Source organism: Lentzea albida (genome assembly GCF_900111005.1).
Lineage (GTDB): Bacteria > Actinomycetota > Actinomycetes > Mycobacteriales > Pseudonocardiaceae > Lentzea > Lentzea albida.
The window spans coordinates 178,134-191,219 of the sequence record NZ_FOFV01000014.1 but is presented as its reverse complement, the minus strand read 5'-3'; the positions used below and the strand labels follow the sequence as shown (position 1 = coordinate 191,219).

The window sequence follows — 13,086 nt, the reverse complement described above, 5'->3', positions numbered from 1 at the left end:
GCGCCATGACGCAACGGAGGCTGGCCGAGGTCGCGGCCAAGGTCGGGGTCAGCGAGGCCACTGTCAGCCGGGTGCTGAACGGCAAGCCCGGTGTCTCGGACGCCACGCGCAGTGCCGTGCTCACGGCACTTGACGTGCTCGGATACGAGCGGCCGACCCAACTGAGGGGGGAACGCGCCAGGCTTGTCGGCCTCGTGCTGCCCGAGCTGCAGAACCCCATCTTCCCCGCCTTCGCGGACGTGGTCGGGAACGCGCTGGCGCAAAGGGGTTTCACGCCTGTCCTCTGCACCAGGACGGCCGGCGGGGTCACCGAAGCCGAGTACCTGGAGCTGCTGCTGGAGCAGCACGTGAGCGGGATCGTGTTCGCCGGCGGGCACTACGCACAGAAGGACGCGAGCCACGGGCACTACCAGCAGATGATGTCCCGGAAGTTGCCTGCGGTGCTGGTCAATGCCGCGATAGACGACCTTGCGTTCCCTCGGGTGTCGTGTGACGACGCGGTGGCGGTGGAGCAGGCGTACGGGCACCTGACTTCCCTTGGCCACAAGCGGATCGGGGCTGTGCTGGGGCCGACCGACCACGTGCCGAGCCTGCGAAAGCTCGAGGCCATCAACCGGTGTGGCGGGGCCGATGTCGAGCACGCCATGTTCAGCCTCGAAGGCGGGCAGGCTGCCGCGACGAAGCTCGTGCAGCGCGGGGTCACGGCCATCATCTGCGCCAGCGACCCCCTTGCGCTGGGCGCGATCAGGGCAGTCAGGAGGGCCGGGCTGGACGTGCCCAAGGACGTGTCGATCATCGGGTACGACGATTCCGCCTTCATGACCTGCACTGATCCGCCGCTGACGACGGTGCGGCAGCCGATCGAGGCGATGGGGCGGGCCGCGGTGGAGTTGCTGGCGAACCAGATTTCCGGCAACGCCGTGGCGCCGGACGAGTTGCTGTTCGAGCCCGAGTTGGTGGTGAGGGCCAGCAGCGCGCCCGCGAGGTAACGAACGCAGTCAGCTTCTTGCGAGTTTTCGTCTGGATATTGCGTTCAGATGTAACGGGGACTTATGGTCGCCGTCACATCGACGCGCTCGCGAGAAGGGCGGCTCCACCATGAAGAAGTCCGCTGCCGTGCTGATTGGCGGTGTCCTGGCCCTAAGCTCGGTCGGCTGTGGGAGCGGTTCCACGACCGAGCCGGGCGGCAAGGTCCAGGTCAACATCAACGGCCAGCCGCCGCAGACCCAGGCGTTCGACCGCAAGGTGTTCGACGAGGACGTCGCGGAGTTCGAGGCGGCGAACCCGGACATCGACCTCGTGCCGCACGAGGGGTTCATGGACCCGAAGACGTTCAGCGCCAAGCTCGCCGGCGGGCAGTTGGAGGACGTCTTCTACGTCTACTTCACGGATCCCGCGGCGCTGATCGCCCGCAGGCAGGCCGCCGACCTCACGGACTACGTGAAGGACGTGCCGCACTACGGCGACATCAAGCAGGAGCTCAAGGACGTCTTCACGGCCGACGGCAAGGTCTACGGGCTGCCGACGGCCAACTACACGATGGGCCTGCTCTACAGCCGCACCAACTTCACCAAGGCGGGACTCGACCCCGACAACCCGCCGAAGACGTGGGACGAGGTGCGCGCGGCGGCCAAGAAGCTCAAGGACGCCGGTGTCACCGGGTTCGCCGAGTACAGCAAGAGCAACCAGGGCGGCTGGCACTTCACCACGTGGATGAAGTCCGTCGGTGGTGACATCGCCAGGAAGAACGGTGACAAGTACGTCGCCGACTTCAACAACGACAAGGGCAAGGAAGTCCTGCGCAGGCTCAAGGAGATGCGCTGGGACGACAACTCCATGGGCGAGAAGCAGCTCCTGGAGATCGGCGACGTGCAGAACATGATGGGCGCCGGGCAGCTCGGCATGTACCTGGCCGCGCCCGACAACGTCGCCGCGATCGTCAACCAGTTCAAGGGCAAGTACGACGACTACGGCCTGGCCGCGATCCCGGAGCAGAAGGGCACCCTGCTCGGCGGCGAGGGTTACATGATCAACCCGAAGGCCACGCCCGAGAAGATCAAGGCCGGCCTCAAGTGGGTCCAGTGGAAGTACCTGAACCCGGACCGCCTCGAGACCAACCTGCAGAAGTACAAGGATCGCGGTCAGCCCGTGGGTCTGCCGATCCCGCCGATCGCCGACGTCTGGACCGGTGAGCCGCGCAGCAAGCAGGAAGAGCTCAAGGCCAAGTACGCCACCATGCCGGTGAAGAACTTCCAGGCCTACGTGGACGGTTCGGAGAAGACCAAGGGCTCGCTCGAACCGCCGCAGGCGCAGCAGGTCTACGCGATCCTCGACTCCGTGGTGCAGGCCGTGCTGACCAACTCCGGCGCGGACCACGCGGCGTTGCTCGCCGACGCCGAGACCAAGGTCAACGCCGTCCTGGCGCAGGTGAAGTAGGTGCGGCGCCACGTCACCGCGTACGGCTTCCTGAGTGCCGCGCTGGTCGTCTTCGCGGTGTTCTCCTGGTACCCCATCGTGCGCGGGGTGGTCCTGAGCTTCCAGCAGGTCAACTTCGTCACGAGTCCCGACTGGGTGGGCTGGGAGAACTTCGAGAGGCTCTTCGCGGACCCGCTGTTCGGGGTGGCGTGGCGCAACACGCTGTACTTCACGCTTCTCGCACTGCTCCTCGGCTTCGGCGTCCCGTTCCTGACGGCCGTCGTGCTCAACGAGCTGCGGCACGCCAAGGGGTACTTCCGCCTGCTGGTCTACCTGCCGGTGATGTTGCCACCGGTCGTCACGGCCCTGCTGTGGAAGTGGTTCTACGACCCGGGACCCGGCCTGTTCAACTCCGTCCTCAGAGGACTGGGCCTGCCCGCGCTGCAGTGGCTGGACTCCGCGGACACCAGCATGATCAGCCTCGTCCTGGTGATCACCTGGGCGAACATGGGCTCGGCGACGCTGATCTACCTGGCGGCACTGCAGACCATTCCCGGTGAGCTGTACGAGGCTGCGGACCTCGACGGCGCGGGCATCGTCAAGAAGGTCTGGCACATCACGATCCCGCAGACCAAGTTCGTGATCCTCATGCTGCTGCTCCTGCAGGTCGTCGCGACCATGCAGATCTTCACCGAGCCGTTCATCATGACCGGCGGCGGGCCGGAGGAGTCCACGGTCACCGTGCTGCTCCTGCTGTACCGGTACGCCTTCTACTACAACGACTTCGGCACCGCGAGCGCGCTGAGCCTGATCCTGTTCGCGGTGCTGGGCGTCTTCTCCTTCCTCTACCTCAAGATCACGAAGAAGGCCGACGCATGAGGACGCTCACGAAGAACACCGGCCCGCTCTACTGGGTCGTCCTCACGATCACGCTGGTCCTGTTCACCGCCGCGTTCCTGCTCCCGCTCGTCTGGGTGCTGCTCGGCGCGTTCAAGCCGCCGGCGGAACTGGCCCAGCAACCACCGACGATCCTGCCGCGGACGTGGGAACCGGGCGCGTACGTCGAGGCCTGGAACTACATGGAACTCGGCAAGTTCTTCGTCAACACGCTCGTCGTCGCGATCGGCGCGTGGGCGGTGCAGATGGCCGTGATCGTCCCCGCGGCCTACGCGCTGAGCAAACTGCGCCCGATCTTCGGCGGCGCGATCATGGGCCTGATGCTGGCGACGCTGATGTTGCCCTCGACGGCCGTGCTCGTACCGGTCTACCTGACGCTCACCGACCTCGACCTGCTGAACAACCCGGCGGGCATCTGGTTGCCGGCCGCGGCGAACGCGCTGAACGTCTACCTGCTCAAACGCTTCTTCGACCAGATCCCGGAAGAGCTCCTCGAAGCGGCCAGGATCGACGGCGCGGGCACCTGGACCACCCTCGTGCGCATCGTGCTGCCGATCTCGCGGCCCATCCTCGCCGTCGTCTCGATCTTCGCGGTCGTGGCGGCGTGGAAGGACTTCATCTGGCCGCTGCTCGTGTTCCCCGATCCGGCGAAGCAGACGCTCAGCGTTGCGCTTCAACGCTTCGCGCCGGACACCCCGATCAACCTCCTGCTCGCGGGCCTCGTGCTGGCGAGCCTGCCGATGGTGGCGCTGTTCCTGGCGTTCCAGCGGCACATCCTCGCGGGGCTCACCGCGGGCGGCGTAAAAGGCTGAAAGGACACCAGATGAGTTGGTGGCGCAACGCATCCATCTACCAGGTCTACCTGCGCAGCTTCGCGGACGGGAACGGGGACGGCATCGGTGACATCGCCGGCCTCCGCGCCAAGCTCCAGCACATCGCGAGCCTCGGTTTCGACGCGATCTGGCTGAACCCCTGGTACCCGAGCCCGCTCGCGGACGGCGGCTACGACGTGGCGGACTACCGCGACATCGAGCCGGTGTTCGGGTCGCTCGCCGACGCCGAGAAGCTGATCGCGGACGCGCACGGCCTCGGCATCCGGATCATCATCGACCTCGTCCCGAACCACTGCAGCGACCAGCACCCGTGGTTCAAGGACGGCCTGTGGGACCGCTTCCACGTCCGCGACACCGAGGACCTGCCGAACGACTGGCAGTCGCGGTTCGGCGGCCCCGCGTGGAGCAGGCTCAACGACGGCCGCTGGTACCTGCACCTCTACGCCGCCGAACAGCCGGACTTCAACTGGGAGAACCCCGTCGTCCACGACGAGTTCGAGGACATCCTCCGGTTCTGGCTCGACCGCGGCGTCGACGGCTTCCGCATCGACGTGGCCGACGGCCTGGTGAAGGACTTCTCCAGGCCCAACGCCGATCTCCCCTACTCCGACCAGGACGGCGTGCACGACATCTACCGCCGCTGGCGCCAGATCGTCGACGAGTACGACGGCGACCGCATCCTCGTCGGCGAGATGTGGCTGCCGGACCCGGTGCGGTTCGCCCGCTACCTGCGCCAGGACGAGATGCACAGCGCGTTCAACTTCGACTTCCTGTGCTGCCCGTGGGACGCCGGCGAGCTGCGCAAGGTCGTCGACAGCACGCTCGCCGCGCACGAACCCGTTGGCGCGCCGCCGACCTGGGTGCTCTCCAACCACGACGTCACGAGGCACGTGACCCGCTACGGCCGCGAGAAGACCGGCTTCTCCTTCGCGGACCGGCAGCACGGCGCCCCGACCGACTTCGAACTGGGCACGCGCAGGGCCCGCGCGGCGATCATGCTCACCGCCGCGCTGCCCGGTGGCGTGTACGTCTACCAGGGCGAGGAGCTGGGGCTCTGGGAGGTCGAGGACCTGCCGGACGAGCTGCGCGAGGACCCGGTGTGGCACCGCTCCGGCTTCACCGACCGGGGTCGCGACGGCTGCCGCGTGCCGCTGCCCTGGTCCACTGAGGACGGACCGAGCTGGTTGCCGCAGCCGGAGAACTGGCAGGACTTCTCGGTCGCGGCCCAGCAGGACGACCCCGCCTCGATGCTCGCCCTGTACCGCGAGGTGTTCGCGCAGCGCCGCGGCATCGACGGCGACCTGGAGTGGCTCGACCTCGGCGACGACGTGCTGGCGTTCCGGCGCGGCGACCACACCTGCGTGGTCAACCTGTCGGACGCGCCGATCGCGCTGCCGGGCATGCCAACGTTGTCCAGCGTTCCGCTGGAGGACGGCAAGCTGCCCGCGGACGCGGCGGCCTGGCTGTAGGGGGAAGGTGGGGGTGGCCTGGACAGGCCACCCCCGCGTTCTCACCTGGTCGCGTAGGGCGAGTCGTCGACCTTCGCGGCCTCGGTGGGCAGGTTCTTCGCGATGCCGATCGCGGTGGTGTCCACGATGGCGTCGGCCGCGCCCTTCGGCATGATCGCCGCCAGGCCCGTCTTGCACTTCTCCAGGATCTCGAAGATCTTGCTGACGACCTTCGACAGGTTCTTGATCGTCGTGATCACCTTCTCGAGCCAGTCCGAGACCTTCTTGGCCCACTTCATGACCAGCCGGATGCCGTCGGCGACGATGCCCGGCGTGGCGAGGCCGACGGTGATCAGCGCGGCCGCGGCCCAGCGGATCAGCGCCTGCACCAGTTCGCTCATCGCCATCGAGATCAGGTCTCGCACGATCGTCCGCACGGTCGCGACGGCGACGCCCGCACCGGTCAGCGCGGCACCGACGCCCTCGGCGGCGAGACCCGCGGCCTTCACCCCGGTCGCCTCCGCCTTGGCCACGGCGGCGTAGGCCGAGACCGCGGCGCCCTGCCACGCGCTGGTGTCGGCGTCGACCACGCGGGCCATGTCCTCGCCGGCCCTCTTGAGGTGATCGGCGACGTTGCCCCAGGTCGCGGCGTTCTGGTTGATCACGCCGGGGTTGCCCGCGAGGGAGTTGAGCATCGACGTCAACGGCTCGACGTGCTCGATGAACCACGCGAACGCCGACGACAGCAGCGTGCCGAACGGGTCGGTCAGGAAGCCCAGCGCGTCGACGCCCGCGCCGAGGACGTTGATGCCCGCCTCCGCCCAGTCACCGCGCTGGACCGCCGAGACCGCGTCCGCCGCCGGCTCGACCAGGTTGAGGCCGGCGAGCGCGCCCGGTGCCTGCGGAGCGGGAGCCACCAACGGGTTCGGCGCGGTCATGACGTCAGCTCCCCGAGCTTCTCGACGATCTTCTTGAAGTTGCCGCTCAGCGCCTGGTCGACGTTGTCGTACGCGTCGGCCATCCCGTTGACACCGTCCACAGTGGCGTTGACGACGCCGTGCGCGGTGGTGACGGCACCCGTGCCGGCCGCCTCGATGGTGCCCATGAGCGGCTCCAGCAACGGGCTGCAGAGGATCCCGTACGCGTTGGCGCCGTTGATCTGGGCCTGCCCGATGGCCTGCTGGGCCGTCTCGATCTGCTTCACGATGCCGTCGATCCGCCGGGCGTGATCGCGCATGGCCTGCGTGTGGACGTTGAACCCGGGAGAGGTCATGGTGATCACCAGCCCTTGTCGTCGCGGGCGAAGTTGTGCCCGCCGAAGTCGTCGTCATCAACGGGACCGGTGGGACGCGGAGGCGTCGGGTCCACGGGCGGAGGCTCCGGGAAGCGTTCCTCGTAGCCGCCCATCAGCGCGTCCATGGTCGCGGAGTCCTCACCGATGATCGGCGCCATGACCTCGTGCATCTTGGCGGCGATCTGCGCCTGGGCGGTCCGCATCGCGCCCAGGATGTCGGCCGACAGCTGCGCGGGCTGCTTGCGCAGCGCCGCGTCGGTCAGGTCCAGCGCCGAGACGATGCCGTTCTGGTCGACCGTGACGGACACCGAGCCGTCAGAGGAGCGCTGGGTCACCGAGACCGCGTTCGCGACCTGCTTCATCTCGTCGGCCTGCCGGAGCTTCGCCTGGATCTGCTCGTTCCACTGGCGCATCATCGCGTCGGGATCAGCTGCTGCCGGGTTCATCTAGTAGTCCCTCTCCTGTGCTTTCCTGCGACGGGACGCCAGCGAGCCGATGACGGCCAGCGCCCCGATCCCACCGATCGCGAGGCCCCCGAGCACCGAACCGATGCCCAGGAAGACGCTCGGCTCGAAGTCCGCGCGGTACACCGGCGCGTTGCCGGAGCCGTTGCGCACCGCGCCCTCGCCCCGCTGCACGACGGCCACACCGGTGCCCTTGTCCGACGGTGTGAGCTGACCGGGTTCGGCCGTCACTCGTGTCGTCGTCCCGCTCTCCCACTCGACGTCGGCCTGGCAGATCCACCAGGTGCCGAAGCCGTACCTGCCGACCGGTCCCCTGCTCGTGCAGTCGGTCACCCGCGCAACGCCCGAGTCCGCAACCGCTTTCGTGCCCGCGGCCGGGTCGAACCTCGTGAAGCCCGTCAGGCCCAGCAGGACGCCGGCACCCAAGATCACCAGGGCGAACAACCCAGCGGCCCACTTCATGCGTCTCGTCCCCTCGTCGGTCCTGGTTGGACTTCGTGCCGTCCCGCCCGGTTCCACCGAATTCAGCAGTCGCCTGGAGGCCATCCGGGCACACGAGGAGGGCGAATCGGGCGTGCCCAGTCTGGTCGACCTGCGTGAACGAGGCGTCACACAGGGCGAACCGGGCGAAAATCGGGCAGGATGTCACCCAGTTGTGGTGCCGACCACAATGTTTCAAGGGTGTTTCATCTATGCACGGCCCGAACGGGCAACCAGATAGCCGAGTGGGCAGGTGACATGCGAGCCGAGGAACGCAAACGGCGCATCCTGGCCAGGGCCCGCGCCGACGGCCGGGTCGACGTGGTGGAGATGGCGCAGGAACTGCGCGTCGCTCCCGAAACGGTCAGGCGCGACCTGCGCGTGCTCGACGAGCACGGCCTGGTCCGCCGCACGCACGGTGGCGGCGTCCCGGTCGAGAGCGCCGGCTTCGAGACGGGGCTCCGGTTCCGCGCCGGGTCCCACGTGCCGGAGAAGCGGCGGATCGCGAAGGCCGCCGCCGAACGGCTCGACGACGCCGAGACGGTCTTCATCGACGAGGGGTACACGCCGCAACTCGTCGCGGAGGCGTTGCCCACCACCAACCCGCTCACGATCATCACCGCGTCGCTGCCGACCGCGGCGGCGATGTCCGAGCACCCGTCGTGCACCGTCCTGCTGCTGGGCGGTCGCGTCAGGGGCCACACACTGGCCACTGTGGACCACTGGACCACCAGGATGCTCGGCGAGATGGTCATCGACCTCGCCTACATCGGCGCCAACGGCATCTCCCGAGAGCACGGCCTGACCACGCCCGACCCGGCGGTCGGCGCGGTGAAGGCCAAGGCGCTCGGCGCGTCCCGCAGGAAGATCTTCGTCGGGACGCACACGAAGTTCGGCGTGTCCAGCTTCCACCGGTTCGCCGAGGTCTCCGATCTGGAGGCGGTCGTCACCGACAGCGGTCTCAGCGCGCACGAGGCCCACCGGTACACGTTGCTAGGCCCCAAGGTCGTCAGAGCCTGACTTGCCCTCACCCTTCGGGCGTACATCCCCCGTTGTGTTCGACGCGCCCGAAAACCCTTGAAAGGAACCGACGATGTCGTCGATTCGCACACTCGGAGCCGCCACCGCGGTGTTGCTGCTCGCGTCCGCCTGCTCGGGAGCCGGTGGTGGGGGCGGCGGTGAGAACTCGGTGAACGTCCTGATGGTGAACAACCCGCAGATGCAGGACCTGCAGAAGCTCACCGCGGACAACTTCACCAAGGAGACGGGCATCAAGGTGAACTTCACCGTGCTGCCCGAGAACGACGTCCGCGACAAGATCAGCCAGGACTTCTCCAGCCAGGCCGGGCAGTACGACGTCGCGACGATCTCCAACTACGAGACGCCGATGTACGCCAAGAACGGCTGGCTCGCGCCGATGGACGACTTCGTGTCCAAGGACAGCGGGTTCGACCAGGCCGACATCCTCGAGCCGATCAAGCAGTCGCTGACCGCCGCCGACGGCAAGGTCTACGCGCAGCCGTTCTACGGCGAGTCGTCGTTCCTCATGTACCGCAAGGACATCTTCGCCGAGAAGGGCGTCACGCTGCCCGACAAGCCGACCTGGCAGCAGGTCGCCGAGGCCGCCGCGAAGGTCTCCACCCCCGAGGTCCGCGGCATCTGCCTGCGCGGCCAGCCGGGCTGGGGCCAGGTCATGGCGCCGCTGACGACGGTCGTGAACACCTTCGGCGGCACGTGGTTCACCAAGGACTGGCAGGCGCAGGTCAACGCGCCGGAGTTCAAGGAGGCCACCAAGTTCTACGTCGACCTCGTCCGCACCCACGGTGAGAACGGCGCCCCGCAGGCCGGCTTCGCCGAGTGCCTCAACAACATGACGCAGGGCAAGGTCGCGATGTGGTACGACGCCACGGTCGCCGCGGGCCTGCTCGAAGCGGCCGACTCCCCCGTCAAGGGCAAGCTCGGCTTCACCCAGGCCCCGGTCGTGAAGACCGACAGCTCCGGCTGGCTCTACACCTGGGCGTTCGGCATCCAGAAGGCGTCGAAGAAGCAGGACAACGCCTGGAAGTTCATCTCCTGGGCGTCCGGCAAGGGCTACGAGGAGCTCGCGGGCAAGACGCTCGGCTGGTCGAAGGTCCCGGACGGCAAGCGCTCGTCGACCTACCAGCGCGCCGAGTACAAGCAGTCGTCGGGCACGTTCTCCGCGATGGCCGAGGCCGCGATCAAGAGCGCGAAGCCGCTCAACCCCGGTGTGCAGGAGCGTCCGGCCCCCGGCATCCAGTTCGTCGGCATCCCCGAGTTCACCGACCTCGGCACCCAGGTGTCGCAGCAGATCAGCTCCGCGATCGCGGGTGCGACGTCCGTGGACGACGCGCTGAACAACGGTCAGGGTCTCGCCGAGAAGGTCGCCGCGAAGTACAAGGGACAGTGACATGGCTGTCATGACGCGGGAGCGGTCGGTCGTCGACCGGCCGCCTCCCGTCCCCCGCAAGGGGTACTCGAAGTGGGCGCGGCGGGCGCCGCTGCTGCCCGCCCTGATCTTCCTCATCATCGTGACGCAGCTGCCGTTCGTGGCGACGCTCGTCATCTCGTTCATGAAGTGGAACTCCCTCGACCCCACCAACCGCGGGTTCGCCGGGTTCGACAACTACGTCAACGTCTTCACCGACCCCGACCTGCGCTCCTCCGTCGTCAACACGATCGTCCTGACGGCGTCGGTGGTCCTGATCAGCCTGGTGCTCGGCCTCGGCCTCGCGCTGTTGCTGGACAAGAAGTTCGCGGGCCGCGGATTCGTGCGCACCATGCTCATCGCGCCGTTCCTCGTCGTCCCGGTGGCGGCGGCGCTGATCTGGAAGCACGTGCTCTACAACCCGGAGTACGGCCTGTTCAACGGCATCCTGAACTGGCTGGGCTTCGACGCCCAGCCGGACTGGATCTCGAACATGCCGATGAGCGCCGTGGTGCTGTCGCTGGTGTGGCAGTGGACGCCGTTCATGATGCTGATCCTGCTGGCGGGCCTGCAGTCCAAGCCGATCGAACCGGTCGAGGCCGCGACGATCGACGGCGCGTCGTCGTTCCAGATCTTCCGCTATCTGACGTTCCCGCACCTGCGCCAGTACCTGGAGCTCGGCGGACTGCTCGGGTCGATCTACATCGTGCAGAACTTCGACGCGGTCTTCACGATCACGTCCGGTGGTCTGGGCACGGCGAACCTGCCGTACATGATCTACCAGACCTTCTACCAGGCCCACGAGTACGGCGAGGCCTCCGCGGCCGGTGTCATCGTGGTGGCGGGGTCGATCATCATCGCGACCTTCGCGTTGCGCACGGTGTCCTCGCTGTTCAAGGAGGAGAAGCGATGAGCCGCGTTTGGGGTGTGCTCGCCTGGTTCGCGGGCATCGTCTTCTTCGCACCGGTGGCGTGGATGTTCCTGACGTCGCTGCACAGCGAGACGGACGCGGCCACGAACCCGCCGTCGGTGCTGGCGCCACTGACGTTCGACGGCTACGCGGAGTTCTTCGACTCCGGCGCGTGGCCGCCGCTGATCAACTCGTTCAGCGCCTCGATCGGGTCGACGATCATCGTGCTGCTGCTGGCGATCCCGGCCGCGTACGCGTTGTCGATCAAGCCGGTGGAGAAGTGGACGGACGTCCTGTTCTTCTTCCTCTCCACCAAGATGATGCCGGTCGTCGCGGCGCTGCTGCCGATCTACCTGATCGCGCAGTTCTCCGGGATGCTCGACAACATCTCGTTCCTCACGCTGTTGTACTGCTCGATGAACCTGCCGATCGCGGTGTGGCTCATGCGCTCGTTCCTGTCCGAGGTCCCCAAGGAGATCCTCGAGGCGGCCTCGATCGACGGCGCCGGGCTGGTCACGATCCTGCGCAGGGTGGTCGCGCCCATCGCGATGCCCGGCATCGCGGCGACGGCGCTGATCTGCTTCATCTTCAGCTGGAACGAACTGCTCTTCGCACGGGTGCTCACCGGTGTCGTCGCCGGCACCGCCCCCGTGTACCTCACCGGGTTCGTCACCTCCCAGGGCCTGTTCCTGGCCAAGGTGTGCGCGGCCGCGGTCGTGGTGTCTCTGCCGGTGCTCATCGCCGGGTTCGCCGCCCAGGACAAGCTCGTCCAGGGCCTTTCGTTGGGAGCGGTCAAGTGAAAGCAGCAGTGATCACCGGCGTCGGGTCCGTCGAAGTGACCACTGTGGACGATCCCACGTGCGGTCCCCGCGAGGTCGTCGTCCAGGTCGCCGCCTGCGGCCTGTGCGGCACGGACCTGCACATCCTGCAGGGCGAGTTCGCGCCCACCCTGCCGGTCGTGCCGGGCCACGAGTTCGCCGGCACGGTGGTCGAGATCGGTTCGCAGGTCAACGAGGTCGCCGTGGGCGACCGGGTCGCCGTCGACCCGTCGCTCTACTGCTACGAGTGCCGCATGTGCCGTTCCGGCAAGAACAACCTGTGCGAGCGCTGGGCGGCCATCGGCGTCACGACGTCCGGTGGCGCGGCGGAGTTCGCGAAGGCGCCGGTGGCGAACTGCGTGAAGCTGCCGGACCACGTGCGGACCGAGGACGCGGCCCTGATCGAGCCGCTGTCGTGCGCCGTGCGCGGCTACGACGTGCTGCGGTCGCAGATGGCGTCGCGGGTGCTGATCTACGGCTCGGGCACGATGGGCCTGATGATGCTGCAGCTCGGCAAGCTGACCGGCGCGTCGTCGATCGAGGTCGTGGACCTCAACCCGGACCGGCTGGCGACGGCGAAGCAGCTCGGCGTCACGGCCGTGGCGGCGACGCCGGACGAGCTCGACCGGCCGCAGGGCTGGGACGTCGTCATCGACGCCACCGGCAACGAGAAGGCCATCCAGGACGGCCTCAACCGGGTCGCCAAGGGTGGCACGTTCCTCCAGTTCGGCGTCTCGGACTACTCCGCCCGCGTCACCATCGAGCCGTACAAGATCTACAACCAGGAGATCACCATCACCGGCTCGATGGCGGTGCTGCACTCGTTCGAACGGGCGGCGGACCTCTTCGCGACCGGAGTACTCGACCCCGAGATCTTCATCAGTGACAGGGTGCCGCTGGACGACTACGCGGGGGCGTTGGACCAGTTCAAGGCCGGTAAGGGCCGCAAGATCCAGGTCCTGCCGTAGGTCGTTCTCAGAAAGTTCTCGAAGTTCGTGGGCACTCGTGTATCCAGACGAGTGCCCACGACTCCTTCCAGACATGTCGAAGTCCGGGCAGAAAGTGGTACCGCCGTACTTTT

14 protein-coding genes are annotated in these 13,086 nt (G+C 67.5%); 10 read left to right on the top strand and 4 right to left on the bottom strand.

The window, feature by feature from the left end; all coding sequences use genetic code 11:
- Nucleotides 1–5: 5 nt before the first annotated feature.
- The 5 genes from BMY74_RS30530 (at nt 6) to BMY74_RS30515 (ending at nt 5,614) form a co-directional block, all read left to right on the top strand.
- Entirely contained in the window at nt 6–989 is a 984-nt protein-coding gene (locus tag BMY74_RS30530) for a LacI family DNA-binding transcriptional regulator (protein ID WP_089921945.1), read from the top strand.
- Nucleotides 990–1,098: 109 nt separating this feature from the next.
- Nucleotides 1,099–2,436: an ABC transporter substrate-binding protein gene (locus tag BMY74_RS45300; RefSeq protein ID WP_177229992.1), complete on the top strand. Its 1,338-nt coding sequence runs from the start codon at nt 1,099–1,101 to the stop codon at nt 2,434–2,436.
- The gene (locus tag BMY74_RS45295) at nt 2,437–3,294 is read left to right on the top strand and encodes a carbohydrate ABC transporter permease (RefSeq protein WP_177229991.1); all 858 of its coding nucleotides are present in this window, start codon (nt 2,437–2,439) and stop codon (nt 3,292–3,294) included.
- Nucleotides 3,291–4,124, top strand: a complete 834-nt coding sequence (locus BMY74_RS30520) for a carbohydrate ABC transporter permease (RefSeq protein WP_089921944.1) — start codon at nt 3,291–3,293, stop codon at nt 4,122–4,124. Before BMY74_RS45295 ends, BMY74_RS30520 begins: the two co-directional genes overlap by 4 nt.
- An 11-nt stretch (nt 4,125–4,135) precedes the next feature.
- Nucleotides 4,136–5,614 carry a glycoside hydrolase family 13 protein gene (locus BMY74_RS30515; protein ID WP_089921943.1) on the top strand — a complete coding sequence of 493 codons (1,479 nt, stop codon included), beginning with the start codon at nt 4,136–4,138 and terminating at the stop codon, nt 5,612–5,614.
- 41 nt (nt 5,615–5,655) lie between these two features.
- On the opposite strand, the gene BMY74_RS30510 is transcribed toward BMY74_RS30515, so the two are convergent.
- The 4 genes from BMY74_RS30510 to BMY74_RS30495 are packed head-to-tail and all read right to left on the bottom strand — an operon-like array spanning nt 5,656 to nt 7,813.
- Entirely contained in the window at nt 5,656–6,531 is an 876-nt protein-coding gene (locus tag BMY74_RS30510; RefSeq protein ID WP_089921942.1) for a hypothetical protein, read from the bottom strand.
- Nucleotides 6,528–6,866 carry a type VII secretion target gene (locus BMY74_RS30505; RefSeq protein WP_089922029.1) on the bottom strand — a complete coding sequence of 113 codons (339 nt, stop codon included), beginning with the start codon at nt 6,864–6,866 and terminating at the stop codon, nt 6,528–6,530. Before BMY74_RS30505 ends, BMY74_RS30510 begins: the two co-directional genes overlap by 4 nt.
- Nucleotides 6,867–6,871: 5 nt before the next feature.
- Nucleotides 6,872–7,333, bottom strand: coding sequence for a YbaB/EbfC family nucleoid-associated protein (locus tag BMY74_RS30500; RefSeq protein WP_089921941.1), 462 nt, complete (start codon nt 7,331–7,333; stop codon nt 6,872–6,874).
- Entirely contained in the window at nt 7,334–7,813 is a 480-nt protein-coding gene (locus BMY74_RS30495; protein ID WP_089921940.1) for a DUF6346 domain-containing protein, read from the bottom strand.
- Between the two features lie 276 nt (nt 7,814–8,089).
- Between BMY74_RS30495 and BMY74_RS30490 the strand changes: the two genes are divergently transcribed.
- The 5 genes from BMY74_RS30490 (at nt 8,090) to BMY74_RS30470 (ending at nt 12,973) form a co-directional block, all read left to right on the top strand.
- The gene (locus BMY74_RS30490) at nt 8,090–8,851 is read left to right on the top strand and encodes a DeoR/GlpR family DNA-binding transcription regulator (protein WP_089921939.1); all 762 of its coding nucleotides are present in this window, start codon (nt 8,090–8,092) and stop codon (nt 8,849–8,851) included.
- Between the two features lie 73 nt (nt 8,852–8,924).
- The gene (locus BMY74_RS30485) at nt 8,925–10,259 is read left to right on the top strand and encodes an ABC transporter substrate-binding protein (RefSeq protein WP_089921938.1); all 1,335 of its coding nucleotides are present in this window, start codon (nt 8,925–8,927) and stop codon (nt 10,257–10,259) included.
- Nucleotide 10,260: 1 nt separating this feature from the next.
- Nucleotides 10,261–11,190, top strand: coding sequence for a carbohydrate ABC transporter permease (locus tag BMY74_RS30480; RefSeq protein ID WP_089921937.1), 930 nt, complete (start codon nt 10,261–10,263; stop codon nt 11,188–11,190).
- Nucleotides 11,187–11,987: a carbohydrate ABC transporter permease gene (locus BMY74_RS30475; RefSeq protein ID WP_089921936.1), complete on the top strand. Its 801-nt coding sequence runs from the start codon at nt 11,187–11,189 to the stop codon at nt 11,985–11,987. Before BMY74_RS30480 ends, BMY74_RS30475 begins: the two co-directional genes overlap by 4 nt.
- The gene (locus BMY74_RS30470) at nt 11,984–12,973 is read left to right on the top strand and encodes a zinc-dependent alcohol dehydrogenase family protein (protein WP_089921935.1); all 990 of its coding nucleotides are present in this window, start codon (nt 11,984–11,986) and stop codon (nt 12,971–12,973) included. Before BMY74_RS30475 ends, BMY74_RS30470 begins: the two co-directional genes overlap by 4 nt.
- The last annotated feature ends 113 nt before the right edge of the window (nt 12,974–13,086 follow it).

Coding starts and splice junctions, on each gene's coding strand:
- BMY74_RS30475 (WP_089921936.1), top strand. CDS start 11,187: ATGAGCCGCGTTTGGGGTGTGCTCGCCTGGTTCGCGGGCATCGTCTTC.
- BMY74_RS45300 (WP_177229992.1), top strand. CDS start 1,099: ATGAAGAAGTCCGCTGCCGTGCTGATTGGCGGTGTCCTGGCCCTAAGC.
- BMY74_RS30490 (WP_089921939.1), top strand. CDS start 8,090: ATGCGAGCCGAGGAACGCAAACGGCGCATCCTGGCCAGGGCCCGCGCC.
- BMY74_RS30515 (WP_089921943.1), top strand. CDS start 4,136: ATGAGTTGGTGGCGCAACGCATCCATCTACCAGGTCTACCTGCGCAGC.
- BMY74_RS30510 (WP_089921942.1), bottom strand. CDS start 6,531: ATGACCGCGCCGAACCCGTTGGTGGCTCCCGCTCCGCAGGCACCGGGC.
- BMY74_RS30500 (WP_089921941.1), bottom strand. CDS start 7,333: ATGAACCCGGCAGCAGCTGATCCCGACGCGATGATGCGCCAGTGGAAC.
- BMY74_RS30530 (WP_089921945.1), top strand. CDS start 6: ATGACGCAACGGAGGCTGGCCGAGGTCGCGGCCAAGGTCGGGGTCAGC.
- BMY74_RS30505 (WP_089922029.1), bottom strand. CDS start 6,866: ATGACCTCTCCCGGGTTCAACGTCCACACGCAGGCCATGCGCGATCAC.
- BMY74_RS30480 (WP_089921937.1), top strand. CDS start 10,261: ATGGCTGTCATGACGCGGGAGCGGTCGGTCGTCGACCGGCCGCCTCCC.
- BMY74_RS30495 (WP_089921940.1), bottom strand. CDS start 7,813: ATGAAGTGGGCCGCTGGGTTGTTCGCCCTGGTGATCTTGGGTGCCGGC.
- BMY74_RS30485 (WP_089921938.1), top strand. CDS start 8,925: ATGTCGTCGATTCGCACACTCGGAGCCGCCACCGCGGTGTTGCTGCTC.
- BMY74_RS30520 (WP_089921944.1), top strand. CDS start 3,291: ATGAGGACGCTCACGAAGAACACCGGCCCGCTCTACTGGGTCGTCCTC.